Here is a 25,546-nt window from a genome sequence, read left to right as displayed (position 1 = left end):
CCTCAGTTTTGATCTGGATTACCCTTGTACTCTGCGCTGCCGAAGCCAAGAATCAGTATAAAAACAGGTCTCAGTAAAAGCAGACCTACGGTATAGCCACCGCCATGTCCAAAGACCTTTGACATCTTGTAGGTCTGGATGATTATCAGCACAAAGGATACCAGGGAAAACAGGCTGCTGATGGAAACCAGCGCACCGTTATCGGATACCCCCATAAAGGCGCCGGCTACAACACAGACCAGGTAAATCCAGAACATATTTGTTTTCCAGCTGATTTTATAAAGGATATAACTGCCATAAATTGGAATCAATGATTTCCAGCCAGGCTCACCTGCTTTTTCAAAGAGCCTCCAGCCCGCAATCAGAATAAAAATATACCAGGCCAGGCTCAGAAGCAGCCCGACCATGCCTGTCGTTTCATAGAAATAATTATAGGTCATTTTTTTACTCTCTTTCTAATTAAAATACATCCGCCTGTAGCCAGAAGCAAAAGCACCACGGCGGTCAGGAGGATTTGCGACTGCATACCGACAATACCGGTGCCGATATTCTGTAAAGTACTGCCTGCGGCTTGTACCGTTTCGGACTGGACCGTCGGCTGAATAACCACTGATTCCTCGGTACTCTGCCTCTGCGAAATACCGTTCTTTTCTAAAACTTCCTGGGTTTTCTTCAAAAGAAATGACCGGTAATTTTTCACGTGCAGATAGTCGTACTGGTGGATTGTGTCGTAATCATGCGCCTCCGGATTAACCTGTTAGGAGATGGGCAGCGTAGCTGTCCCATAGACAGCATATTGCCGGCAAAATCCAGCGCTGTTCCCACGGGCGCCCACGATACCTGTGGTCTCTTATTTTTCTGCTCAACGCTCCACCTCTCGTCTTTTAATTTATTTTTGCCTGCACTCACATGGTATTTTGCTTCTCGTATAGATGTACATCATGATTATATCACGTTTTTTTACCTAAAAAAACGCAACTCATCACGCTTATGCGCAACTCGTCACGTTCTTTACAGGCTATTCTAAACACAAACTGATTTTCGTTATATAGAGGCCATCTTCCGGACCAAAATACGCCTCACCATCGTGAGCTCGGGCAATAGCGTCTACGCTTTTCATCCCTATCCCGCTGCCATTTCCTGAAGATGCAGCGCTGGAATTCAGGCTGTTTTCCAGCACAATCACAAGGGAGGCGCCAACACATTCGGATCGAAGTTCAATAAAGGGCGGGCTTTCTGTCACCAGACGGCATGCGTTCAGGGCATTTTCAAGAATATTTGAAAAGAGAACGGTCAGATCCACAGGGCTGATCCCCGAAAGCTCTGGAAGCACAATGTGATGCCTCAGCTCGATACCGTCCTTCTGACATAGGTCAAGATAGTACAGTACAATATTGTTGACCAGATAATTCTGGCATACTGTGATCTGCGACTGAGCATCCATACGCTCCATATAGATCTGGGTGTAGGCCTCAGCGCCTTCGTGGTCGCCTCTTTGAAGCATACTGCCAATCTGCCGCATATGATGGCGCACATCGTGGCGGACTGCCCGTGCCTGTTCGATGCTGCCCATCATCTTGCGGTAGCTCAGAGCATCAATTTCGATCTGTCGAGCCAGGCGATGCGCTTCCTCCCTCGCTTTCATGGTCTGCGAGCTCTGCCGCACAATGGAAAAGAAAAGAGCAAAGGAAAAAAATACGCAAAAGCTGAGACTGAAAAAAACAGTGAGCATCGGTATCGTATAAAAGTTTCTGGCGCCAATAACCGTGGCAAAGCTGAAGCCATAGATCATCATCATAAGAATAATCCCCATCCCGATTTTACGCGTGATCGCAGAGTCCATATTCCTGAGAGCTGGCCGTACCTGCCTGCGCATAAACAGTGCCGCCGCTGGCACCAGCAAAAGATCGAGGGCGATATAAAAATAAAGCGACCCATCCTGCAGCAGCACGCCTGTCTCCTCAACCTGCCGGGGATTGACATTGCTGTACAATGTCCCCAGAGCTGTCGTGAACGCCGCGTAGGTAAATCCCATGGCATAAACCAGTAATTTTTTCATCGCTGTGCTCCGGACACAGTAGAAATAGAGCGTCAGACAAATCAGCATAGTTATACAACGGACAAGATTATCCGCTGTCGCAATGGCGTTCTCACCTGAAAACAGGGCCTCATTTCTAACCAGCACTGCCGTTTCCGCAAATGACAGAATCACCATGCTAAAAACGCCAAAGAACACCATCTTTCTGAGGGGAATACGGTATTCCTCGCGGTCGAATGGCAGAAGACAGATAAAAGCAACGGGCGCTACCAGAAACCAGAAACCCAGGAGATAGCGCACGAACATATTTGCGTTGAGAAAATCGTTCATGGCTTGTCATTCCGCACCAGATTATACTGGTAATTATAATAGCTTTGCCGAATTTCCCCTGCGTCTTTCCGGCTGAGCATAATCTCTTCGCCGGACTTCAACCTGCAGCTTCCGCCCTTTATTCCCTCAATACAGCTCATATTGACCACCACTCCACGCCTCAGCTTAAGCATATCTGTGCTCAGCTGGCTCTGGATGCTCTTGAGCTGGCCACGTGTCGTGATGATCTCACCGCCAGCCATATAGATCAGGAAATAGTTGCCCTGTGATTCCAGCTTTTCAATTTTTTTCTGATCGATCCTCAGAATCTCCCGGTGGTGCCGGATCGTAAGAAAAGCTGCTTTATCCTCCCGCCGCACACAGCGACGAAGGGCAGCGATAACCTGATCTTGCTGTGCAGGTTTTAAAATGTAATCCACAGCTCTTACCCTGTAGGATTCTGAAGCAAACTCATTTGATATGGTCATAAAAATAATGGCGGCCTTTGGGTTAAGCTTACGGACCGCCTCCGCCAGTTCAATACCGCTTTTTTCTCCAAGAAATATATCAATAAACGCAATGTCCGGAGACTGTGCAGCGGCTGCCGCCAGACAGCTTTCCGCCTCCTCAAATATCTGGAAATGACAATCTGAAAACATTTCCCTGGTAGCTTCTTCAATCAACTGGGCCGCATTCTCTCTGTCCACAACGTTATCTTCACATAAAATAATAAACATATCCAACGCACCTCCCACTGATGCCACATAAAGCGAATGGTATTCTCGTCTTATAGTATATCATTAATTTTCAATATTTTATAACCATTTGTCCTGTGTTTTAACCGTTCGTCACATTTTAAAAACCCCGGTCTCTGTATGAGCCGGGGCTTGTTTTTAATAATAATAGTAATTTCCAAAGGCCAGAATCATGGCGACGATGGAGCCGAAAAACATAAAGGAAATGACCACGCCAATGGCCATAATGATCAGCTGTGCCCGCGCATAATTCTTCTTGTTGGGGTCGATGTCGTTGGCTGCGCTCCAGTAGATCAGCATGATCAGATTAACGATGGGGATACAGACGAGGAACAAGGTCAGCAGCCATTCGCCGAGCCCCATCACCTTCGCTATCGGAACGTCAGCAGCTGGGCGCACAGCCTCTGGATCTTCCGGTTCATTTTCAAAGGCATTTCGGTAATCGTCCGAGGACGACGGCGCCAGCGCTGCTGTTTCTGAACCGCTGTCCTCACTGCAGCTGTTGCCATCAATCATAGACGCAATGACCACATCGGCTGCGTCGGCCGGGTTTTCTTCCTCGCCAATTTCGGCTGGCTTTTCTTCCTCTGGCATATCACAGCTGGTGTTTTCAATTTTGGCGGCAAATACATCTGCCGCATCGCCCGGGTCCTGCGCCGGGAAAGTCTCGGCCATTTTTACTTCGTCCGGTTTTAGCTCTGTTCCACAGTTGGAACACACCTTATCCTCCGGCCCGACGCCGACATAACAATTAGGGCAATACTTGGTCATAGGATCACTTCCTTTTCGTTTATTTGAACACAGTGTTTACTCTTCGATCATATAAACCCGCTTCATTACCTGGTCTTCATAGGGTTTATCCATGTAGTCACGGTCTGCATTTACAATTTCATCCGCTGCTTCCATACCATCTGTCACAGCGCCAAAGGCTGCGTACTGGCCGTCCAGATGCGGTGCGTCTTCAACCATGATAAAGAACTGAGAGCCGGCAGAATCCGGGCTGGCAGAACGCGCCATAGACAGAACACCTCTTTTGTGCTTCAGATTATTTTCAACACCGTTAGCTGCGAACTCACCCTTGATGGTGTGTCCCGGTCCCCCGGTGCCAGTGCCGCTCGGGCAGCCGCCCTGAATCATAAAGCCGGGGATTACACGGTGGAAAATCAGGCCGTCATAAAAACCGTCCTTTACCAGATTTAAAAAGTTTTCAACACTGATCGGAGCAATGTCCGGATACAGCTCTACCTTGATGGTCTTTCCGTTTGCCAGTTCAATGCCGACAACAGGATTTTTTTCACTCATAATTTCCTCCAAATGCTTGATATAAGTTTAATACCCTAATGATACACTAAAATATCAAAAAAGAAAAGTACTGCTTAGCGATCACTCACCAGTTCCTTTACAAAGTCTGTGGCAGGATGGCTCCGAATGTTCTCAGGCGTATCGATTTGCACCAGACCGCCATGGTCCATGACAGCTACACGCGTGCCAAGCTTTAAAGCCTCCCGGATATCGTGGGTAATGAACACGATGGTCACGCCCAGCTCACGGTGGATCCGCAGAATTTCATCCTGAAGCATCCGTCTGGTAATCTCGTCGACTGCGCCGAAAGGCTCGTCCATGAGCAGGATTTCTGGGGCAGCGGCCAGTGAACGGGCAATGCCCACCCGCTGCTGCTGTCCGCCGGACAGCTCACTGGGATAACGGTCCAGCAGGCTCTCGTCAAGCCCAACAATTTTTACCAGCCGCGCCACAGCCGCCTCAGTCTTCTGCCGGTTCTGTTTGTTTAAAAGGTTAGGCACATAGGCGATGTTTTTCCGCACAGTCATATGCGGGAACAGACCTACTCCCTGAATAGCGTAGCCGATGTTCCGGCGCAGGGCGATAAGATCGGTCTTTGAGATGTCCTGGCCCTGTACACAGACAGTACCGGTGTCTGGAATCAGCAGGCCATTGATCATCTTGAGCAGGGTGGTCTTACCGCAGCCGGAGCTGCCGATAATGGTCAGGAACTCACCTTTTCCGATGTCCAAGCTGAACCATTCCAGAATAGCCTCGTCATCATAAGCTTTGGTCACATTCTTAAACCGAATAATGGGATCATTCATTGACCAGGCCCTTGCTCTTGAGGAAATCCATGGCAACGTCGTGCTCGTCCCTGTTGTTGACCTCCAGGTCATAATTCATTTTGGACATTTCTTCATTGGTGATGATACCGTCCATTTTTTTCAGCACGCCCTCCAGCTCTGGATATTTTTCCAGCGTGTCCTCGCGTACAATGGTGCCGCAGTAATAATTTTTGAAAAAGCTTTTATCGTCTGTTAAGGAGACCGCATCGGCAACTGACAACTGCCCATCGGTAGTATAGGCGTTGATCACGCCCACCTCGCCGGAGTTTAAGGCATTGTATTTAAGACCGATGTCCATATCCATGTGGTCCTTAAAGCTGAAGCCGTAGGCATCACACAGGGCCTGGTAGCCGTCCTCACGTTCATAAAAGTCCGGGTTAGCGCCAAAGGTGATCTCCGATGTGTATTTGGCCATGTCAGAGAAGGTTTTGATGTTGTACTTATCTGCGATTTCCTTGCGCAGCGCCAGAGTATAGGTATTATTAAAGCCGTACAGACCCACCCATTTAAGGCCGAACTGCGAGTCGTACTCACCGGTCAGGGTGTCCCACAGGGTCTCGTCGTCTGGGTACTCAGTTTTTTTCAGAATGTTGTTCCAAGCGGTACCCGTGTACTCAGGATACAAATCAAAATCGCCTTTGATAAGGGCCGGGTGGATATTGCTGGTGCCACCGCCCACACCTTTGGTAATCTCCACACTCAGGTCAGTATTTTCCTGTATCAGGATGGATAGCATTTCTCCCAGGATCAGCTGTTCGGTCATAGGCTTGGTAGCGATTTTAACCGTATCGCTTTCTTTCTGGCCGCCTGCACTGCACCCGCTAATCATGGTCACGCCTAGTACCAGGGCCACAGCCACAGCAACGATCTTTTTTGTTTTCTTTTTCATGCAATCAATCTCCTCTTCCTGTTGATTATTTTAACAATCAGCCCGATCCCAAAATCTAAGATCAAGGCCAAAAGTGCGATAAGAATACTTCCGGCCACAGTCATGGCCATGTTACTGGTGGTAATGCCTCGATAAATAGCAACCCCCAGCCCGCCGGCGCCGATAAAGGAGGCGATACCGGTCAATGCGATGGTCATAACCACCATGTTCCTGAATCCTGTCAGAATAACGGGCAGAGCCAATGGCAGCTTGATCTTGTAAAGAATCTGAAAATCCGTGCTGCCCATACCACGGGCCGCCTCAATCACTGCCGGGCTGATGCCGGTGATGCCAGTCACAGTGTTGCGCACCATCGGCAGCAGGGCATATACGGTCAGTGCAATGATGGCTGTGGTGTTACCAATGCCCGTAAAGGGGATCAAAAACCCAAGAAGAGCAATGGAGGGAATGGTGTAAATGACGTTGGTGGTGCCCAAAACAATGGGCGACGCTTTGGGATGCTCACTCACCACCACCCCGAGCACCAGACCGATTACCGCCGCAATGGCGATAGCCGTCCCGGAGATGCGCAGGTGCTGAAGGGTCAGCTGTAAGAAAAAGGACCCACGCTCTGTATATAATTTTAAAATTTCCTCTAGCAAAATTTCACTCCTTTTAAATAACCTGAATCATGATACTTCTGTTATTATAACATAAAAAGCCCCTGACCCAAAATTGAATGAAACCGCATGCCTTCCAACAAAAAGACCAATAAAAAACCGCCGCATTTCCGCGACGGCTTTTCAGTGTCTGCCTTAAGCAGACTGTGAATACAAAGCAATATCCAAATGATCAAGTGTAACGTCCTCGGGAAGCTTATCTTTCAGGTAATCCTTCAGAAGTACCTCGAGGTCATTGTCAAAATAATCTTCAATCTGATTGGTTTTCTTGTTAAAGATATGAACGTGAAAACCCGTGCGCGCATCAAAACGCATAACCTCGTTATGATCGTGCAGCTTCAAAATCAATCCTTTTTCCTCGAACGTTTCAAGAATGTTATAGATGGTTCCAACAGACATGATGCTACCTTCATTTTTCAGTTTATCCATGAGCATCTCAGCGCTGGGATGTTCATCCGTTTCTGAAAGAACTTTTAATACGCTTATTCTCTGTGGCGTTGCTTTCAAACCCACACTCTTAATCCGTTCTCTGTATTCTTGTAAATCTGCATTCATCTTTAGAACCACTCCTAGATAATAATTGATGATTTAATTATACTGAATCTTCCTAATTTTGTCAACCTCTGTTAACTTTTCTTTAATAAAAACAAAGATTTTTCCGAAGAAACAGGCCTTTTTTCATCCCCATTGGTTTTTATTCTAACATTTTTTCACAGATAAAGCATTTAAAATACTAATGTATTTAAAAAAATACATCCCACAAATCAGAGGTCAACGACCGTAACACCTGAGCCACCCTCGTTTGGCGCGCCCAGCCGGAAGTCCCGGATCAGACTGTTGTCTTTAAGATAGGCGTGAATAATTTGGCGCAGCTTACCGGTACCCTTTCCGTGGACGATCATCAGCTGGTGTGTTCCGGAAACCACTGCGTCGCTGATCATCTTATCCACCAGATAAAGGGATTCCTCACCGTTTTTGCCCCTGAGATCTAGCTTGGTGTCCATAGTGTGGCGGTCTGCGCTTTTATAACTGACCTTCTTTTCCTTTGGCTTGGCGATGGCTTTGGATTTAGTCAGGTCCGCCAGTCCCACCTTCAGCTTCATGTTGTCGGTCTGGACCATAACGCTGTTATCTTTGGGCATGATTTTAACCACCTGGCCCTCCTTATGAAGGCTCTTGACATGGACCTGCATGCCTATTTTAATATCCTCAATGTCCAGCTCCTCATCTTCCTCAGGCCGGGCAATCTTATACATATCAAAGATATTTTTTTCCTGATCCTTGATCTTTCGCCGCAGGGCCTCCAGCTTTTTGTTGTCCTTAACACTCTGGGCTGTCGTTTCCTGTATATAGCGGATTTCCTTGTAAATTTCTTCTGTTTCCTGCCGGGTATCCCGCACAATGGCGCTGGCTTCCTCCTGGGCTCGCTCGATTATTTCTGCGCTCGTGTTTCTGGCTTTGTCACGTTCGTTCGCCATTTCGGCCTTCATGTCCTCAATCTGGCGTCTCAGGCGCAGGATTTCCTCGTGCTCGGCTTCGGTCTTTTTCCGTTTTTCCTCGATTTTGATCAGGGTTTCCTCAAAGCGGATGGCTTCATTTTCAATGAGCTTCCTCGAGGCTTCGATGATGTCCTCATTCAGGCCCAGCCGCCTTGCGATTTCAAAGGCATTGGATTTTCCCGGCACACCAATGAGCAGCCTAAAGGTTGGCCGCAGCGTGGACACGTCAAACTCAACCGATGCATTGATGACGCCACGGGTGACCAGCGCGTATTCCTTGAGCTCGCTGTAATGGGTGGTGGACACACTGGTCACTCCCCGCTCATGCAGAGTATTCAGAATAGAGATTGCAAGGGCCGCACCCTCGGTGGGGTCGGTGCCTGCACCCAGCTCATCAAAGAGTACGAGGGCGTTGTCATCCGCGTTTTTCATAATGTCGACGATGTTGGTCATGTGGGAGGAGAAGGTACTGAGGCTCTGCTCAATGCTCTGCTCATCCCCGATGTCGGCATAAATGTCCTTATATACCCGGGTGCCGCTGCCTTCTTTAACTGGAATAAACAGGCCGGACTGCACCATGAGATTCAGCAAACCGATGGTTTTCAGCGTCACAGTCTTGCCGCCCGTGTTGGGCCCGGTAATGATCATGGTGTCGATGTCCTCATCCATGTAGATATCCGAAGCTACTACTACCTTGGCGTCAATGAGCGGATGACGGCCCTTAATAAAGCGGATTTTACCGTACTCGCTCACATGGGTGAGTACACCGCCAATGGCCAGGCCGTATTTACCTTTTGCGAACTGGAAGTCCAGCTCCACCAACAGGTTATAGTCCTCGATAACTTCCTCTTTATAGTTCGCAACCTTTTCCGACAACTCTTTAAGAATGCGGATAATTTCCTTTTCCTCTTCGGCTGCCAGCACCTTGAGGTCATTGTTGAGTTCAACCACAGCCAAAGGCTCTATATAAAGAGTCGCGCCGCTGGCCGACCGGTCCAGAACAATCCCCGGTATCTGGCCTCGGTATTCCTGCTTGACCGGCACCACATACCGGTTGTTGCGGATGGTGATGATACGCTCCTGCAGGTATTTTTCATTCTGCGACGCGGAGATAATGCCATTGAGCTTGTCAGAGATCCGCGTATTCTTAAAATTGATCTCCCGTCGAATACGCGAGAGCTCCCGGGAGGCATTGTCGGCCATCTCACCCTCTGACAGAATTTTGTGGCTAATCTCTTTCTCCAGCTCCTCACAGGGAGCCAACAGGGTAAACAGGTTTTTCAGCTGATCCAATGTTTCGAGCTGGGTATCGTTGTAATAGTAGTTTTCCATATCTTTGACAATGCGCAGCAATGACGCCACTGCCAGCAACTCCTTCATGGAGAGCATGGCTCCGATGGATGCACGGTGCACATAGTCGCTGGTGTTTTTGATTTCAGAAAGCGGCGGACGTCCGTTGCGCAGCATCATATTAAGCGCTTCACCCGTAATGCCAAGGGCTCTTTCCACTTCGTAGACCGTCTCGTAGGGAACCAGGGCGGCTGCCCGCTCTTTTGCCCCCTCGCTGACGCAATGTCCCTTGAGTATTTCCAGTATTTTAGGGTACTCCAGTACCTTTAGACTTCGTTTGTCCATTTTATCGCTACTTAACTCCTCGTTTGAAATTTCCTTTAGTATAACGGACCCCGGCGCCGCCAGGCAGTGGGCCGAAAACGCCCTTATCCAGCGCGTTCCGATAGTAGTCCGCCACAGTCTCCAGCGTCCTTGGGGCTTCGTCTGTGGCGTAGATCCGCCATTTATCAATATATTTCTGACGCTTCAGCTCCTCTTTTAAAAGAAGCACATCGCCGTTATAGATATGTATCGTATTATCGTAATCCTTGCGCAGCGGGAAGGATGCTCCCCGCTCGTCCGTCAGGACTGCCCATCCCTGATTTCTTTGGCAGCCGCCGCACTGCCGGTCTGCGCAGTTATACACACAATTGGCACTGACCATAATCTCCTGCCGTCCGTACACTGGCAACACACAGCAGATCGCTGAACGCGCTGCCATCTCAGCGGCTTCCGCAGCACTCAGCTCTGGTGACAGCACACCGCCGTCCACCTTCCACGCTTTCAGCTGCTTCATCGCCAAGGCGTTAAACAGATTGAAAGACTGATCGGCCTCCTTGTAAACCGGCAAGTCCTGAAAAAGGTTAAGCACCTCATAATTCTTTAGCAGAAAGCCATCATGCCCCAGCTCGCAGAAAGCCTTTAGATTAGCCTTCAGCCGTGCGGATGCTGCACTGTTCATGACCCTCGGAAAGGTGAGCAGCACGCGTTTCCCGCATTCTCTGGCCCGGGCAATGGACTTTCTGCAATCCTGGGGTCGGCTGAGGTCCCGGACCGGAAGGACCAGCTCATCCACAGCCAGATCACAGAGGGTCTCAAAATCTTCGGCCGCAGCAGACTCCAATGACAGGAGAGGCTTCTGCACCTCCTGTTTGACGGGCAGCTCCCGATCGAGGGAAAAGACTATCGGCGCGGGCCCCACGGGCTTTTTTTCGGCTCGCTCTGTGTCCAGAGCTTCCACAATCTCTCGGCGCAGCGCGTTCAGCTCGCCCTTGGATAAAAAGATTCCCGGCTCAATATCTGCGTCCAGACTGCCAAATTGATAACCTGTACCACCCAGCCGCTTAAGCTGCCCGGACAGACCCTCGTCGGTCAGGGGAAGCTTCTGGGCAGCCGTAGGCGTAATGTGAGAAATCCTATTTACCGTGTATGTTCCCGCCGTTGCGCTAATCTCCGTGGGTTGTCCAAGGGACAATCTCAGCCTGAAGGATACATGCGGCTGCTCTACAGGTTCCGAAGCCCGGCTTTCAAGCTCCAGCCGTCTGGTCAGCCGCGCGTCATGATTGCGGTAGACCGGTGTGTTCGTCTCGACTTTAAATCGACATGGTGCTTTAATCTTTATACCCGGTTTTTCCGTGGTTAACGGGCGACCCTTTAAATCAAAAAGCGCGTCGATACGCATTCCCTTTTCGGCGTCCTCGCCAAAAGACAGGCCGTCGCCCACCGAAAACACCGTATCCGGCATAGCCTCGATCAAAATCTTTCCGCCTTCACAACCGATAACACGCCCTGCCAGCGTCCCACGGTTGCGCCCCACCACGTCGTTAATAACCTGAAGATCACAGAAAAGGCGGCCGCTTGTAAAAGAGCGGTTAAACACCTGGGCCAGCTCTTTTTCTGTGATGGACGGCGTCCTTCCCTTTCCCTCCACAGCATCCAGGGCATCACGGTAGGCACGGGTCACGGCATACACGTACTCCGGACTTTTCATGCGCCCCTCGATCTTGAGCGAATCAATTCCCGCTGCCGCTACTTGTTCTAAACGATCTCTGATATTCAGGTCCTTCATACTCAGAAGGTACCCTTTTTTTATCAGGCGGTGCTCCGCGTTCCTCAGTTCATATTTTTTTCGGCAAGGCTGGGCACAGAGCCCTCGGTTACCGCTTCTACCGCCAATCATGCTGCTCATCAGACATTGCCCCGAATAGGCGTAGCAAAGAGCTCCATGACAGAAAAGCTTAACCTCCACCTCTGTATTCTCCGCGATCATGGCAGCTTCGCCCAAGGGCATTTCCCTTGGAAGCACCACCCGCATAAAGCCCAGTTTTTCAAAGAACAGAGTGCCCTCCAGGCCGTACACAGATTCCTGGGTACTGGTCTGGAGCCTGAAGTCTGGAAAATATTTCTGCAGCAGAAAGATCAGCCCCGGATCCTGGACAATAAGGCCGTCAATACTCAGACCTGTTAGGAAGTTTAGATCATTTACCAGGTCCTCAAATTCTTCGTCCTTGATGAGAATGTTGAGTGTCACATAAACCTTTATACCATACTGCCTGCACAGCGCCACGGCTTCTGACATTTCCGTCTCATCCATATTGCCCGCGTTACGTCTGGCGTTAAAGGCTTTGCCGCCAAAGTAGACTGCGTCTGCCCCGCCGTTTATGGCCGCACGGATGCTCTTCAGGGTGCCGGCCGGCGCCAGCAACTCAGGTATTTTGTACATTGTCCCTGCCTCCTTTATCTTATCGTATGAACCATTGGTTTATTATAACCTTTTTATTGTAAAAACAAAATATGTAATCATGAACAGAATCAATAAATCGCAAAACTTTGGTTTAGCCCTTTACTTTAAAGTCTGGCTGAAATATAATGAAAACACTTTAAGACGTAAGGAGGCAGCCCTTTCCATGAAATCCATCAATCTCCAGGCACAATCCCATGATACCGATCTTATCAAGGCCATTATCGATCTTGTGTATGACGGCATTGTTATCATCAATCAAAAGGGCATCATTACCATGATCAGTGAGCCCTACTGCAAATTTCTTGGCTATATGAATGACCAGGAAATCATCGGCAGGCATTGCAGCGACGTAATCGAAAATACTCGCCTGCACATAGTGTTGGAATCCGGTGAGCCAGAGATTGCACAGCTCCAGAAAATCGGCGGTTCCTACATGATCGCCTCACGTATTCCGGTTTACAAAAACGGTAAAATCATTGGCGTAGTAGGGAAGGTTGACTTCCGCAACATCACTGACCTTGATAACCTCAACCATAAGATCACCGCCATGGAGCGGGAGCTTCAGGGCTACAAAAATGAGCTGAACAAAGCTAACCAGTCAAAATACACTCTGGATTCGATCATTGGGAACAGCCCGGCTATCATATCTGTTAAGGATCTGGCCCGCAAGGCCGCTCACTCAGATTCAAGCATCCTCATCACTGGCGAGAGTGGCACAGGCAAGGAGCTTTTTGCCCATGCTATCCACCATGAGAGCTCCCGCGCCTGCCAGCCCTTTGTCAAAATAAACTGTGGCGCCATTCCCTCGGAGCTTCTGGAGTCTGAGCTTTTTGGTTATGAGGGCGGGTCTTTTACCGGTGCGGAAAAAGGCGGAAAAATCGGTAAATTTCAGGTAGCCGCCGGCGGCACCATCTTTCTCGACGAAATCGGCGAGCTGCCTGTTTCCATGCAGGTTAAGCTCCTGCGGGTACTCCAGGAACAGGAGATCGAGCGGATCGGCAGCAGCGAGCCGGTTAAAATTGATGTACGCGTCATCACCGCTACTAACCGCAGCTTGCCTGAGGCCGTAGCGTCAGGCCATTTCCGGGAAGATCTGTTTTACCGAATCAATGTCATCAACCTTCAGGTACCGCCGCTGCGTGAAAGACTTTCTGATCTTCCGCTTCTCTGCAGCCGTTTCATCGATAAATACGCCTATAAATTCGGAAAAAAGGCAAGGAGACTCTCACCCGGTGCTCTCAGGCTTCTCCAGAGCTATGACTGGCCCGGCAACGTCCGGGAGCTTGAAAACATCATCGAGCGGGCGTTGAATATTATGGAAAATGAGGATACCATCCTGCCTGCCCACCTTCCCCATTTTATCTCTGATGACTCCGATACCGGCGATATGCTTCCTCTTAAGGATGCACTGGAACAAACCGAACGCAGTCTTATAGCCCGATGTCTTGTCCAGACCGGAGGCAACAAAAGCAAAACCTCAGAGCTTCTCCAGCTGAACCGTACAACACTTTATGAGAAAATCAAAAAATACAATCTGTAAGGTTCTCGTCAAATTTGTCAGTATTTCTGACAAACTTTATATTTTCAATTCAAAAAGTGTAAGTAATTCTTACACTTTTTTCTTTTGCCCTGCAAAAGCTGTCAGTTTTTCATACAATTTCAAGTCTATTTCTCCTTCTTTTACCTATTTACACCCCCTAGATGCCCTCCTCACCTCTTGAAATCTGGCACAATTCTTGCGTTACTAATTAAGCAATAAGAATCAAACATAAAAGGAGTGTTATCGATCATGTCAAAAATAATATCAGCCAGTGAGGCTGTCAAACTGATCAGCAGCGGCGATACCATTGCCTGTGGCGGCTTTGTCGGGTGTATGAACCCCGAGGAAATCACCATAGCCATTGAAAATTCTTTTCTGGAAAGCCAGGCTCCCAAAGACCTTACCCTGATCTATGCGGCCGGACAGGGCGACAGCCGAGACAAAGGACTCAACCATCTTGGTCATGAGGGACTGGTACGCCGTAGTATCGGCGGACACTGGGGACTTGTGCCCAGGCTCCAGCAACTGGCCATCGAAAATAAAATAGAGGCTTACAACCTGCCTCAGGGCGTTATCACCCACCTGTTCAGGGATATTGCCGCTGGCAAGGTTGGCACACTGACTCACGTAGGGCTTCACACCTTTGTCGACCCAAGGCAGTGCGGTGGCCGTCTCAACGCCAAAACCACCGAGGAGCTGGTCGAGCTTGTGGAGATCGGTGGCAGGGAGCAGCTTCTCTACAAAGCCATGCCTATTGATGTCGCCATTGTCCGTGCAACTTATGCGGATTCCAAAGGCAATGCCACCTGTGATAAAGAGGCTGTCACCCTCGAAATCCTGCCCATGTGCCAGGCTGCCAAAAATTCTGGTGGTAAGGTCATCCTTCAAGTCGAGGCTATTGTCGAGGACAACACCCTTAACCCGCAAAATGTCGAAATTCCCGGTATCTATGTGGACGCCATTGTCGTCTCCAAATCTGAAAACCAGATGCAGACCTTCGGCGAAGCGTATAACCCAAGCTACAGTGGGGAAATAAAGGTCCCCATCAACCGCCTTGCACCCCTGCCTCTCAATGAACGCAAGATCATTGCCCGGCGGGCCGCTATGGAGCTCGAGCCTGACGCGGTTATCAATCTGGGGATCGGCATGCCTGAGGGCGTAGCCAATGTGGCGGCCGAGGAAGGGCTGGTTCAGGATGTCCACCAGACTGTGGAATCCGGTCCAATCGGCGGCATTCCAGCCAGCGGCGCCAGCTTTGGAGCAGCCCTCAATCCCGAGTGCATTCTCAGCCAGCCCTCTCAATTTGATTTCTACGACGGCGGAGGTTTGGACATTACCTTCCTTGGTCTGGCACAGACGGATTCCAGAGGCAACGTCAATGTCAGTAAATTCGGTCCGCGTCTGGCTGGCTGCGGCGGCTTTATCAACATTTCCCAAAACGCACGGAAGGTCGTCTACTGTGGCACCTTTACGGCCGGAGGACTGAAGGTCTCTGTGGAAAAGGGGTGCCTGTCCATCCGCTCTGAGGGGAAAAGCAAAAAGTTCCTGCGTGATGTTGAGCAGGTCACCTTTAACGGCAGATACGCCTACGCCCAGAACCAAAAGGTGCTCTATATTACTGAACGCGCCGTCTTTGAACTGACAGACAAGGGAATGACTCTCACCGAGATTGCTCCCGGCGTCGAGCTTGAAAAAGACATTCTGGCGCATATGGACTTCAGTCCCTGTATCTCAGACAGTCTGCACCTGATGGACAGCCGCATCTTCAGCCCTCAGAAAATGAATCTTACCATTTAAATAAAGACAAAGGAGCCTTACCATGAACAGTCATTCTATTGATACCTTAAAGATCGGCGACAAAGCCGCTTACACAAAAACCATTACCGAAACCGACGTTTACCTTTTCTCCGGCATCACCGGAGACATCAACCCTGCCCATCTCAACGCTCAGGCAGCTGCGGATACCCCCTTCAAAAAGCGTATCGCTCACGGCATCTTGACCAGCGGTCTGATCTCAGCCGTCCTCGGAGTGTGGCTGCCCGGTCCTGGAACCATTTATATGGGCCAGGAACTCAAATTTACCAGACCTGTGTACTTTAATGATACTATCACCGCAGAGGTTGAGGTTCAGGAAATCCTGATGCAGAAGAACATTGTCAAAATGCAAACAGTCTGCAAAAACCAGCACGGCGAGGTCGTCATTGAGGGAATCGCTACAGTCCGTCCTCCCCTCCACAGTGCCTGAAGCATACATAAAGCCCCGGACAGCTCTTGTCCGGGGCTTTATGTGATTTATTCAGTTTTAGCGTTTCTTCGTACCAGTTGAGCGCGAACTGGTGCGCTGGCCCTGCTGCGGGCGGCTGCCCGAAGGCCCTGAGGATGGTCTTTTTTTCTTTTGTACGGGCCGCGCCGTGGCATTGCGCTCTACAGGCCTTCCTGGTGTGCCAGAGCCTGAAGGCTTTCTTTTACGCGTACTGTCCGAAGGGCGTTTCTGCTGGGGCCTGCGCGGCGGCTCTCCGGTGGTCGTCCTTCGGGAGGGTGTACCTGATCCGGTATAGCCCTGAGACTCGTAGAGCTTGCGCTTAGCTCTTCTTCTGGCGCGCGCCTGTTTTTCCCGCATGATCTTCCGCTTGCGGTAAACGTAAAAGCGGAAAAAAACAAACAGAATGATCAGCAGTGGAATGCCGATAAAGGCGGCTATTCTCAGATAATCCCAAAAATTTCTGGGGCGGATCTGGTTCTGGGCATACAGCGGCGTTGATTTCACCGAGTCGGTACCCTCATAGATGGTCAACGTACCAACCTGTGCGTCAGGCTCGATATTCCCGACAACTTTTAAACCCTTGTCCGTGTCTGCCAGAAGGCTGGTATCCCAGGAAACCTTCGCGGTATACTGGTCCTCCTGTCCCTTGGGGATCATGGAACTGTAGGCTTCCTTCGTCTTAACCGACAGGTTCTTGCCGTCCTTGTAGTGAGAATTGATTACTGTAAAGTCCTTATAGTGGCCGGAATCATCGGTCCAGTCCAACAGGCGGTTGTCATCAAAAGCGGCATTGATGGTATTGCTGGCCTCGGTAAAAATCCCTTTTTCGTCCCCCTTCATGATGACCCCAACTATTTTCGCATCACCGTCCTCGGCATTGTAAACAAAACATCGGCCGGCTTCGTCGGTGTTGCCAGTTTTGCCGCCCCTTGCCTTGGTGTTATAGTAGGGATTGTCAGTCCTCCCCTCCTCGATGGTACCACCGTAATCGGCAGCGTCCTTATAGAGAAGCATGTCGGTATTTTTCCACTTCTGCTGCTCGCCTCGGTTGGTGGTCATTTCATATATCTTAGTCCCCTCCACCTTTGAGATGGTCGAATTGGAGAAGGCTGCCCTTCCGATCACTGCCATATCAGCCGGCGTGGTATAGTGATCTGGATCATGGAGACCGTGGGCATTTTTAAAATGAGTATTCTTAAGCCCCATCTGCTGGGCCTTGGCGTTCATCTGATCTACAAAAACCGTCATGGCCTGATTGTAGTCCATTTTTTCATTTCCGCCGATCTTTCTGCCGATATTAGCTGCAATTACGTTGGCCGCATCGTTGCCCGACGGCAAAAGCAGTGCGTACAGCAGCTGTTCCCAGGTATAGATTTCCCCAACCTCCAGGTGGGCTACACTGCTTTCATAGCCAATAAGCTTGACCTCATCGCCCACTGTTACCTTATCATTCAGGCTGGACCCCACATAGTCGAGCGCCGTTAAGGCCGTCATCAGTTTGGTTGTGCTCGCCGGATAATAGCGTTCATCTGCGTTTTGTTCCACCAGAATATCACCGCTGTTTACCTCAAAGACAACCACTCCCTCATCTGGACCAAAGGACGGCATCGCCGCCCAGACATTGCTGCCAAAGGTTCCAAACACCAGCAGTAAAGCTCCTAAAACTGAAATAATTTTCCTTTTCATTGATCCCCGCCAAATTACTTAATGTATTTTATTTCTTTAAATTCATCCTTCGCTGCACGCACTGCTTCCTCACTTCCGATGACACAGAGCACATTTTTATCCATGGCTTCACGTATCATACCCGCTGTTTTGCGCAGGCTATCATTCGTTGTACCGAGAATTTCATCTCTTTCCTTCTGGAGGTCCGCCTGGGTGGTCTTGTTAAAGTACATGGTATCTGCCGCGTCTGCTTTCAGCGCTGTCGATAACGGTACATCCTTGCTGCTGATGGTCCCGATAATGTATTTTTCCATTTCACGTCTGGAAACATCCAGGTTTTCAACATATTCAAAGGCTTCGTTATAGGCGTTCAGCGTTTTAGACAGATTGGGGTCTCGGAAAGAGGCAAAGTAAAGCTCACCCGCCCGGTTGATACCAAATTGCGCGCCGTAGGCACCGCCCTGGACGCGGATGCGGTTCCAGAGGTAGTCCATAGCCAGAATCGACTTAAGCACCAGCATACTGCCATTATATCGATAGCCCAGTTCTCTGATGTTAAAGCCCTTGGAAACATACTGGATTTTAGCTGCGGTCATAAAGCCCTCGTCCCTGACCTCCAGATCGAAATGGTAGCGGTGGGTTGGCAGGTTCCCGTCTGGCAGGTCTTTTAAAAAGCCATCCACTGCTTCAAGAACGGACGCCTTCAAATCCTCGTCGCCGGTAATGCTGATGATCAGACCTTTTTTGTTAAAGATCGTACTCGCCACTTCCTTTAGCTTGGCAGACAATGTTTCCCAGCGGTCATCAAAATGATCGTCGAGATCGGCCAGGAACTGGTAAAACTCAACGCCCCCAAGCTCCTCAAACATTCTGGCAGACTGGGAATAATAGGACTGCAGTCGCTGTACGCTGACGGTATGCCCGCCCATCAGGAAATGGTTTTCCTTGTTCATACGGATTTCACCAACAATGTCCTCAATCAGGTGGCGCTCGTCAAAACGGCTTCGTAAAATCGTGGATTCGATAAGCTCCAGCAGCCGTTTGACATTGGCGCCTACGGCCTTACCTTTGATCACGAACTTGCTCTCATAGCGTCCGCTTTCCTTGATATTGTCATAGGTTTCCACGCTTGATGATATCCCGCCTGTGCTGATCTCAATTTCCTGGTTCAGGCGTTCGTAGTCATAATCCTCTGTGCTGACCCGACCGATAATTTTATTGACCAGAGACAGGTATTTCAAGTCTTCCTGGGGGATCGTGTGCGTGTCAAAGTAGAACTTGACATAAGCGATACCACCGGTGTAGCCCGGATGGTAAAGCAGCTTGTGTCCCTTGAATTCTTCTTCATAAAGCACTACATCACGTGCTTTTTTATTGATTTCGTCGAGGCTCAGCTTAGGGATGCTCTCAAGGGCTTCAGGTGTATCCTCAGTATTCTGGCGTTCCAGAAGCGCCTGTGTATCAGCTACCAGGGCGTCCAATGCGTCCGGTGACAAAGATTCCTTATAGGTTTCCAGCTTTTCGCTGAGCGCTTTTTCCTTCTTTTCCGCCAGACTGCTGTCAGGATGAATACTCACAAAGGCCTGATGGGGGTTGCCCAGCAGGTAACGCGCAATCAAAGCCTCAAAGCCTCGGTTTTCGCTGCTCATGCGGAGCTTGGAAATAGCGTCTCGGTATTTCAGATGTGACAGCGGATCGCCGCCATAAAGCCAGGTGTCAAACATCTCCAGCCCATACATCAATCCCTTTGGATACGAGCCGTACTCGCCTTCGATGAGCATAAACTCATTGATGTTAATACCGGCTTCCACGCTGCGCTTGTCAAGGCCATTTTTCACCAGCTCTTCTAAGGTTTTTTCAACGGTTTCGATGAACATATCCTTATATTTTTCGTCTGAATGCTTGAGCACAATGGAAAAATAGGGCTGTTTCATGGAGCTGGAATAAGCGTAATCCACCTCTTTACAAATGTTAAGATCTAAGAGCGCTTTTTTGAGCGGCGCGGAGTTTGCCCCCAGCAGGATGTGCCCCAGAACGTCAAAGGCCAGTATATCTTCAAAGGTCGGCTCGTTTTCCAGCACATAGCTTAAAGAGAGGTAATCCTTGTTCTTCTGGTCCTCGTCCGAGGGGATGGGGTAGCTGTCTGATGCGACAGCCATTTCTTCAAAAGGCGCCTGGGTAGAAATCTCGCTGTCAATCTCCGCCCGGTCAAACTGGCTCAGATAAGCTTCATCCAGATATTTCAGATGAGCGTCCATATTACCATCACCGTAAAGATAAATATAGGAATTGGACGGATGGTACAGCTTTTTATGGAATGCGGCAAAATCCTCAAAGGTAAGATCCGGAATATTTTCCGGGAAACCGCCGGACTCCTCACCATAGATTGAATCCGGGTAAAGGGTCTGGAAGATTTTACGCTGCAGCACCTCCTCGGGGCTTGAGTAAACGCCCTTCATCTCATTATAGACCACGCCGTTATAGGTAATGGGATCTTCTTTATTCTCAAGATGATAGTGCCAGCCTTCCTGGTGAAAAATATGCGGCGTATTATAAATGTCTGGATAAAACACCGCGTCCAGATAAACGTCCATCAGGTTCATAAAATCCTTGTCGTTGGTGCTGGCAATGGGATAGACCGTTTTATCAGGGTAGGTCATGGCGTTTAGAAAGGTGTTCATAGACCCCTTGGCCAGCTCTACAAAGGGTTCCTTAACCGGATATTTCCTGGAGCCGCACAAGACAGAATGCTCCATAATATGGGCCACACCGGTGCTGTTGTCCGATGGTGTTCTAAACCCGATATGAAATACCTTGTTGTCATCGTCGTTGGATATATAGATCAGACGGGCGCCGGTTTTATCATGTTCAAAAACCCGGGCTACGCCGTTTACTTCTTCAATATTTTCTTCCCTCAAAAGGGTGAATCCATGCAGGTTGTCATGTATTTTCAATCTTTTTCTCCTTATTTTTAAATTTTGATGTGGTTCATTATGTGGTTTTTATAGGATAATTTTTATTTTGTCTTTACATCCCAGTTTTTCAGATGCTCGAGGCGATCCTTAATCTTTTTTTCGTAGCCATTTTCTGTCGGTTCATAAAAACGCGTTCCGGCCAAATCGTCCGGCAGATACTGCTGGGGATAATAGTTTCCGGGATGGCTGTGGGGATAAATGTAGTTCAAACCCCTGCCCAGCTTCTCGCTGCCCGGGTAATGAGAATCTCTCAGGTGCCCCGGAACCTCTGAATTGGACTGGTGTCTCACCGCGGATGACGCGGCGTCCAGGCCTGCGTAGGAAGCATTGCTCTTGGGCGCAGAGGCGAGAAAGGTTACTGCCTGTGCAAGATTAATGCGCGCCTCGGGCAGTCCGATCATTTCAACGGCCCGGGCAGCGGCTGTAGCTACCACCAGCGCCATAGGCTCAGCATTTCCGATGTCCTCGGAGGCAGAAATCACGATCCGCCTCGCGATAAATTTCGGGTCCTCCCCGGCCTCCAGCATTTTAGCCAGCCAGTAAAGAGCCGCGTCAGGGTCCGAGCCCCGGATGCTTTTGATAAAGGCTGAGATGGTATCATAATGGTTATCGCCCTTTTTGTCATACTGCACAGCCTTTTTCTGGATACACTCCTGGGCTGTTTCAAGATCGATGTGGATATAACCCTTGTCATCCTTCTCCTTAGTCAGAATCCCAAGCTCCAGTGCGTTGAGGGCACGCCGCACATCGCCGTTGGAGACAGCCGTCAGGCGATCAAAGGCTTCCTCATCCACCTTAACCTTCATGCTGCCATAGCCTTTTTTCTTATCGGTGACAGCCCGTCGCAGCAGGCCCTTTATCTCGCTGTCTGTCAGGGTTTTAAACTCAAAAATCGTCGACCGTGACAGAAGCGGTGAGTTGATCTCAAAATAAGGGTTTTCTGTTGTCGCGCCGATCAGCACCACCAGTCCGCCCTCCACACTCGGCAGCAGCGCATCCTGCTGTGCCTTATTAAATCGGTGGATTTCGTCAATGAAAAGAATCGACTTACGGTTATAGATACCCAAATTATCCTTTGCCTTGTCTAAAATCTCTGTAATTTCTTTTTTTCCGGAGGTTACGGCGTTCAGCTCATAAAAAGCAGCCTGTGTCCGGTGGGCTATAATCTTGGCTAATGTGGTCTTGCCGGTTCCCGGAGGACCGTAGAAAACCACCGACGAAAGCTTGTCCGCCTCAATCAGTCGGTAAAGCAGCTTGCCTTTTCCAATAATGTGGGACTGTCCGACAAATTCGTCCAGCGTGGTCGGACGCATCCGCACCGACAGCGGTGCGTTGTCCTCAATCTGGTTTTCATAGTTCATGTCAAAAAAAGATGCCTGCACGATGCCTCACCCCGTTTCTATCAATTGTTTTTTACTGTTTTTCAATCCAGTTGATTTCGTCTTCGTTTATGTCAAAATACCCGTAAATCCAGCGGTCAGCCTCCAAAAGTAAGGCTTCCCGATCTTTTTTCTGGGTAGTCTCAGTCAAGTTTATAATTTTATCATAAAATTCCTTAAATTTGTCCGAAATTTCCATGCTGACATCTGGAATTTTCAACTTTAGCACGGTATTGGGATAATACTCATACAAATCGACACCCAGCTTTTTCGCAAAGGACTTAAAATAAAAGTTGTATAGCCGGCTGTTAAGCAGCAGTACCAGAAATTCCTCATTGACCTGGCTGTACAGCCGTTTTTTCAGTGTGAGGCCATAGATGTCTGCGCTGAAAAAATAGCGGTTCTCATCAATGGCAAAGCGGTTGTCCTTTGCCTTGTATGGGAAAATAATCTTTTTTTTCATAAAGCATTCGAGGTTTCTGCCCCACTGAATGGCGTACCAAGGCAGACGGCCGCTTTTACACTCTCTGCGGCCGCTCAGCTTTTCCCTGAACTGCTTCAGGTAAACTTCCTCATAGGGGTGCTGCTCGATAGCGTCAATCTCATTCGTATACAGGATTTTTTTACCCGGAGGGGTAATCTCAAAGGCGTGCACATTCCGGTTTTTTATCCAGGGATGCAGGAAACGCGGATCAAAATTATACGCACCCAGCTCCTCGTCGTCAAAGATAAAGGCCTTGTCATTGCCTGTGATGATCCCCTGGAAGCTGTCCACCAGATTCTCCAGGGTAAAGGGCGCACGCTTCTCAATTTTTTCCACCACCGCCTTTGTCCTGGGGCTGTACAGCCGCCACAAGCCGTCATCCATCTGGCTCTGGCGCGTCTCAAAGTCCTGGTGAAGCTTTGGCTGGGCACTCTCCAGATCTTCGATGTAAACAGGTGTTTCTCTCAGCTTACCCTTTTGTACAAAGAACCGGGAAACCCGCACCGTGTGCCGCGCAGGCGTTCTTCCCTTAACCAGAAGGCTCAGTGCCGGATCAATGCCAATGCCATTTATGACACGCAGGCCGTTAAAATCAATGAGCCGCTTAATGGTGAAATGTTCGCGGATAAACTGCCGAAGCGCCCGCGCATTGTAAGCCTCCATAAAATAACGCGAAGTTAAAAATAAAAGCCTCCCTTTATCCTTCAGAAGTTCATAGCCGCGTTTAAAAAAGCAAAAGGATAAATCCCCTTTATTCTGATAAACGTCGCTGTAAAAGGCCTTTAAGCGCTTCATGTACTCCGAATCAATCTCCTTGTGTCCAACGTAGGGCGGGTTGCCGATCACAACGTCAAAGGAGCTGTCCTTAAACACTGCCGCGCTCTTATCCAGGCAGTCCCCCACTATAAGACATGCGGGATAGCAATATTTCCGCCCCTTCAGCGCCAGTGTGATCCGTGTTACCAGCACAGCCAGAGGGTCCTTGTCCACACCGCACAGTGATTTTTGAAGCAACCGCTTATGTACAGTCTCCTTTTCCAGGTCTTTAGTGTTTCTCAGAATATAATCATAGGCAGCGTTGAGCAGCGACCCGCTGCCGCAGGCCGGGTCCAGAATTTTTTCCTTTTTCACAACACTCACACACAGCGAGACCATGTATTCTGCCAGAACATCCGGCGTGTAGAAGATTCCCTGGCTTTTTTTATGGCTCCGGTGCAGACACTCCTCATACAGCTCGCCGATGACACTGGCGTTTTTATTTTCAAAGCTGTCAGTATCCTCGATAAAACGTTTTACATCTTCCCAGATCAGGCCGCTGAGGGTCAGCTTTTTCTCATCGGTCCAGCGATGGGCATTTGAGGTTCCGTGGCTCCATACCCGCATGATGCCGCCGACAGTAAAGTCTGTTCGCAGCTTTTGGGCGTTCTTTCGGTCTAAGACCACGCGGCCATTGTCTACCAAAAACTTCAGAGTCAGTATTTTGATGAGAAAAAGCAGCAGCTCGCCCTTATTCTCTACATAATCGTAACGCTTATAAACCTCATCAATCTTCTGTATTATTTCCTTCATCCCGAGAATCACTCCTTAGTCATACTCAGACCATTATAACAAAAAAAGATGCTGATGGACAGCATCTTAACAAATTCTCTTTTATTCATACAAAGGATATTTCTTGGTCAGGTAGGCTACCTTTTCTTTTGCCAGCTCCAGGTCTTTTTTGATCAGCGCCGCTTCAAAGGCGTCTGCGATGACGGACATATCCTCTTCCTTCATACCGCGGGTGGTAACCGCCGGCGTCCCCACGCGTACACCACTTGTGACAGTCGGCTTTTGCTTGTCGTAGGGAATAGCGTTTTTGTTGGCCGTGATGTTGACACTGCCCAGAATATCATCAGCCTCTTTACCAGTCAGGCCAACAGCGCTGACGTCCACCAGCATCAGGTGGTTGTCGGTACCGCCGGACACAATCCGGAAGCCCTTGTCGGTAAGTGCGTCACACAATGCTTTGGCGTTCTTAATGATCTGTTTCTGGTATTCTGTAAATTCCGGACTGGCAGCTTCTTTGAAAGCCACTGCCTTTCCGGCGATAATATGCATCAACGGTCCCCCCTGAATACCGGGGAATACGGCCTTGTCAATTTTTTCCGCAAAGGCTTCCTTACACAGGATAAGGCCGCCTCGTGGACCGCGCAACGTTTTATGAGTGGTGGTGGTGACAAAATCGGCATAAGGCACTGGGTTCTGGTGCAGGCCAGCTGCCACGAGGCCAGCGATATGGGCCATGTCGACCATCATCAAGGCATCATTGGCTTTGCAGACCTTTGAGATGCGCTCAAAATCAATGGCTCTCGGATAAGCGCTGGCGCCTACTACTACCAGCTTAGGCTTTTTCTCGACAATCAGCCGTTCCAGCTCTTCGTAGTCAATGGTTTCAGAATCTGGGCTGACACCATAGGATATAAAATTAAAGTATTTTCCTGAAAGGTTTACTTTGCTGCCGTGGGTCAAATGTCCTCCCTGATCCAGTCGCATCCCTAATACCAGATCGCCGGGCTCCAGCACAGCAAAATACACTGCCGTATTGGCCTGCGCTCCGGAATGAGGCTGGACATTGGCATGGTCGGCTCCAAACAGCGCTTTCGCACGCTCTCTTGCGATCCGCTCTACCTCATCAACAAACACACAGCCGCCATAATAGCGCGCACCGGGGACACCCTCGGCGTATTTATTCGTCAGATGGCTGCCCATGGCCTCCATCACTGCCTCTGAAACAAAGTTCTCGGAAGCGATAAGCTCAATATGGCTCTGCTGCCGTCTGAGCTCTTTTTCCATAAACTCATAAATTTCCGGGTCTTCTCTTTTCACATGTTCAAAATTCATTTTTTCC

The 25,546-nt window shown here is 49.3% G+C and carries 20 protein-coding genes; 3 read left to right on the top strand and 17 right to left on the bottom strand.

Features of this window, described 5'->3' with window-relative positions; all coding sequences use genetic code 11:
- Positions 1–2: 2 nt before the first annotated feature.
- From I2B62_RS00645 to I2B62_RS00590, 12 genes are all read right to left on the bottom strand, one after another.
- Positions 3–440 carry a DUF5684 domain-containing protein gene (locus I2B62_RS00645; RefSeq protein ID WP_195267054.1) on the bottom strand — a complete coding sequence of 146 codons (438 nt, stop codon included), beginning with the start codon at positions 438–440 and terminating at the stop codon, positions 3–5.
- Complete coding sequence (locus tag I2B62_RS00640; protein ID WP_195267053.1) at positions 437–676, bottom strand: hypothetical protein; 240 nt, start codon at positions 674–676, stop codon at positions 437–439. Before I2B62_RS00640 ends, I2B62_RS00645 begins: the two co-directional genes overlap by 4 nt.
- A gap of 342 nt (positions 677–1,018) precedes the next feature.
- Positions 1,019–2,368, bottom strand: coding sequence for a GHKL domain-containing protein (locus I2B62_RS00635; RefSeq protein WP_195267052.1), 1,350 nt, complete (start codon positions 2,366–2,368; stop codon positions 1,019–1,021).
- On the bottom strand, positions 2,365–3,084 hold the full coding sequence (locus I2B62_RS00630) for a LytTR family DNA-binding domain-containing protein (RefSeq protein ID WP_195267051.1): 720 nt from the start codon (positions 3,082–3,084) through the stop codon (positions 2,365–2,367). The genes I2B62_RS00635 and I2B62_RS00630 overlap by 4 nt, the downstream gene beginning before the upstream one ends.
- 156 nt (positions 3,085–3,240) lie before the next feature.
- Complete coding sequence (locus I2B62_RS00625; RefSeq protein ID WP_195267050.1) at positions 3,241–3,873, bottom strand: zinc ribbon domain-containing protein; 633 nt, start codon at positions 3,871–3,873, stop codon at positions 3,241–3,243.
- A gap of 36 nt (positions 3,874–3,909) precedes the next feature.
- Entirely contained in the window at positions 3,910–4,404 is a 495-nt protein-coding gene (locus I2B62_RS00620; protein WP_195267049.1) for a peptidylprolyl isomerase, read from the bottom strand.
- A gap of 74 nt (positions 4,405–4,478) precedes the next feature.
- Positions 4,479–5,210 (bottom strand): ABC transporter ATP-binding protein, encoded by a 732-nt coding sequence (locus I2B62_RS00615; RefSeq protein ID WP_195267048.1) that lies wholly within the window; start codon positions 5,208–5,210, stop codon positions 4,479–4,481.
- On the bottom strand, positions 5,203–6,120 hold the full coding sequence (locus tag I2B62_RS00610; RefSeq protein ID WP_195267047.1) for a glycine betaine ABC transporter substrate-binding protein: 918 nt from the start codon (positions 6,118–6,120) through the stop codon (positions 5,203–5,205). The genes I2B62_RS00615 and I2B62_RS00610 overlap by 8 nt, the downstream gene beginning before the upstream one ends.
- Positions 6,117–6,761: an ABC transporter permease gene (locus I2B62_RS00605; protein ID WP_195267046.1), complete on the bottom strand. Its 645-nt coding sequence runs from the start codon at positions 6,759–6,761 to the stop codon at positions 6,117–6,119. Before I2B62_RS00605 ends, I2B62_RS00610 begins: the two co-directional genes overlap by 4 nt.
- A 153-nt stretch (positions 6,762–6,914) precedes the next feature.
- Positions 6,915–7,334 carry a Fur family transcriptional regulator gene (locus I2B62_RS00600; RefSeq protein WP_038352605.1) on the bottom strand — a complete coding sequence of 140 codons (420 nt, stop codon included), beginning with the start codon at positions 7,332–7,334 and terminating at the stop codon, positions 6,915–6,917.
- Positions 7,335–7,543: 209 nt separating this feature from the next.
- Positions 7,544–9,913 (bottom strand): endonuclease MutS2, encoded by a 2,370-nt coding sequence (locus tag I2B62_RS00595; protein ID WP_195267045.1) that lies wholly within the window; start codon positions 9,911–9,913, stop codon positions 7,544–7,546.
- A gap of 7 nt (positions 9,914–9,920) precedes the next feature.
- On the bottom strand, positions 9,921–12,332 hold the full coding sequence (locus I2B62_RS00590) for a U32 family peptidase (protein WP_195267044.1): 2,412 nt from the start codon (positions 12,330–12,332) through the stop codon (positions 9,921–9,923).
- Between the two features lie 184 nt (positions 12,333–12,516).
- Between I2B62_RS00590 and I2B62_RS00585 the strand changes: the two genes are divergently transcribed.
- The 3 genes from I2B62_RS00585 (at position 12,517) to I2B62_RS00575 (ending at position 16,138) form a co-directional block, all read left to right on the top strand.
- Complete coding sequence (locus I2B62_RS00585; RefSeq protein ID WP_195267043.1) at positions 12,517–13,893, top strand: sigma 54-interacting transcriptional regulator; 1,377 nt, start codon at positions 12,517–12,519, stop codon at positions 13,891–13,893.
- A gap of 249 nt (positions 13,894–14,142) precedes the next feature.
- Positions 14,143–15,690 (top strand): acyl CoA:acetate/3-ketoacid CoA transferase, encoded by a 1,548-nt coding sequence (locus I2B62_RS00580; RefSeq protein WP_195267042.1) that lies wholly within the window; start codon positions 14,143–14,145, stop codon positions 15,688–15,690.
- A gap of 22 nt (positions 15,691–15,712) precedes the next feature.
- Positions 15,713–16,138: a MaoC family dehydratase gene (locus I2B62_RS00575; protein ID WP_195267041.1), complete on the top strand. Its 426-nt coding sequence runs from the start codon at positions 15,713–15,715 to the stop codon at positions 16,136–16,138.
- A gap of 57 nt (positions 16,139–16,195) precedes the next feature.
- Here the strand turns inward: I2B62_RS00575 and I2B62_RS00570 are convergent, their stop codons facing one another.
- The 5 genes from I2B62_RS00570 to glyA form a co-directional block, all read right to left on the bottom strand.
- A complete protein-coding gene (locus I2B62_RS00570; protein ID WP_195267040.1) occupies positions 16,196–17,842 on the bottom strand; it encodes a D-alanyl-D-alanine carboxypeptidase family protein in 1,647 nt (548 codons plus the stop codon).
- Positions 17,843–17,856: 14 nt separating this feature from the next.
- Complete coding sequence (locus tag I2B62_RS00565; protein ID WP_195267039.1) at positions 17,857–20,775, bottom strand: insulinase family protein; 2,919 nt, start codon at positions 20,773–20,775, stop codon at positions 17,857–17,859.
- Between the two features lie 62 nt (positions 20,776–20,837).
- Entirely contained in the window at positions 20,838–22,178 is a 1,341-nt protein-coding gene (locus I2B62_RS00560; protein WP_347707778.1) for a replication-associated recombination protein A, read from the bottom strand.
- 31 nt (positions 22,179–22,209) lie between these two features.
- Positions 22,210–24,228 (bottom strand): N-6 DNA methylase, encoded by a 2,019-nt coding sequence (locus I2B62_RS00555; RefSeq protein WP_195267038.1) that lies wholly within the window; start codon positions 24,226–24,228, stop codon positions 22,210–22,212.
- An 81-nt stretch (positions 24,229–24,309) separates the two neighbouring features.
- On the bottom strand, positions 24,310–25,539 hold the full coding sequence (gene glyA, locus I2B62_RS00550) for a serine hydroxymethyltransferase (RefSeq protein WP_195267037.1): 1,230 nt from the start codon (positions 25,537–25,539) through the stop codon (positions 24,310–24,312).
- Between the last annotated feature and the right edge of the window lie 7 nt (positions 25,540–25,546).

The sequence above is a fragment of the Eubacterium sp. 1001713B170207_170306_E7 genome, from assembly GCF_015547515.1.
Classification (GTDB): Bacteria; Bacillota; Clostridia; order Eubacteriales; family Eubacteriaceae; genus Eubacterium.
The sequence above is the reverse complement of the archived record's forward strand: the minus strand, read 5'-3'. Positions and strand labels throughout refer to the sequence as shown.

What these genes read in the sequence shown, in the direction of transcription:
- I2B62_RS00590 (WP_195267044.1), bottom strand. Translation starts at nt 12,332, where the DNA reads ATGTACAAAATACCTGAGTTGCTGGCGCCGGCCGGCACCCTGAAGAGC.
- I2B62_RS00645 (WP_195267054.1), bottom strand. Translation starts at nt 440, where the DNA reads ATGACCTATAATTATTTCTATGAAACGACAGGCATGGTCGGGCTGCTT.
- glyA (WP_195267037.1), bottom strand. Translation starts at nt 25,539, where the DNA reads ATGAATTTTGAACATGTGAAAAGAGAAGACCCGGAAATTTATGAGTTT.
- I2B62_RS00630 (WP_195267051.1), bottom strand. Translation starts at nt 3,084, where the DNA reads ATGTTTATTATTTTATGTGAAGATAACGTTGTGGACAGAGAGAATGCG.
- I2B62_RS00625 (WP_195267050.1), bottom strand. Translation starts at nt 3,873, where the DNA reads ATGACCAAGTATTGCCCTAATTGTTATGTCGGCGTCGGGCCGGAGGAT.
- I2B62_RS00555 (WP_195267038.1), bottom strand. Translation starts at nt 24,228, where the DNA reads ATGAAGGAAATAATACAGAAGATTGATGAGGTTTATAAGCGTTACGAT.
- I2B62_RS00575 (WP_195267041.1), top strand. Translation starts at nt 15,713, where the DNA reads ATGAACAGTCATTCTATTGATACCTTAAAGATCGGCGACAAAGCCGCT.
- I2B62_RS00595 (WP_195267045.1), bottom strand. Translation starts at nt 9,913, where the DNA reads ATGGACAAACGAAGTCTAAAGGTACTGGAGTACCCTAAAATACTGGAA.
- I2B62_RS00600 (WP_038352605.1), bottom strand. Translation starts at nt 7,334, where the DNA reads ATGAATGCAGATTTACAAGAATACAGAGAACGGATTAAGAGTGTGGGT.
- I2B62_RS00580 (WP_195267042.1), top strand. Translation starts at nt 14,143, where the DNA reads ATGTCAAAAATAATATCAGCCAGTGAGGCTGTCAAACTGATCAGCAGC.
- I2B62_RS00615 (WP_195267048.1), bottom strand. Translation starts at nt 5,210, where the DNA reads ATGAATGATCCCATTATTCGGTTTAAGAATGTGACCAAAGCTTATGAT.
- I2B62_RS00585 (WP_195267043.1), top strand. Translation starts at nt 12,517, where the DNA reads ATGAAATCCATCAATCTCCAGGCACAATCCCATGATACCGATCTTATC.
- I2B62_RS00620 (WP_195267049.1), bottom strand. Translation starts at nt 4,404, where the DNA reads ATGAGTGAAAAAAATCCTGTTGTCGGCATTGAACTGGCAAACGGAAAG.
- I2B62_RS00635 (WP_195267052.1), bottom strand. Translation starts at nt 2,368, where the DNA reads ATGAACGATTTTCTCAACGCAAATATGTTCGTGCGCTATCTCCTGGGT.
- I2B62_RS00610 (WP_195267047.1), bottom strand. Translation starts at nt 6,120, where the DNA reads ATGAAAAAGAAAACAAAAAAGATCGTTGCTGTGGCTGTGGCCCTGGTA.
- I2B62_RS00570 (WP_195267040.1), bottom strand. Translation starts at nt 17,842, where the DNA reads ATGAAAAGGAAAATTATTTCAGTTTTAGGAGCTTTACTGCTGGTGTTT.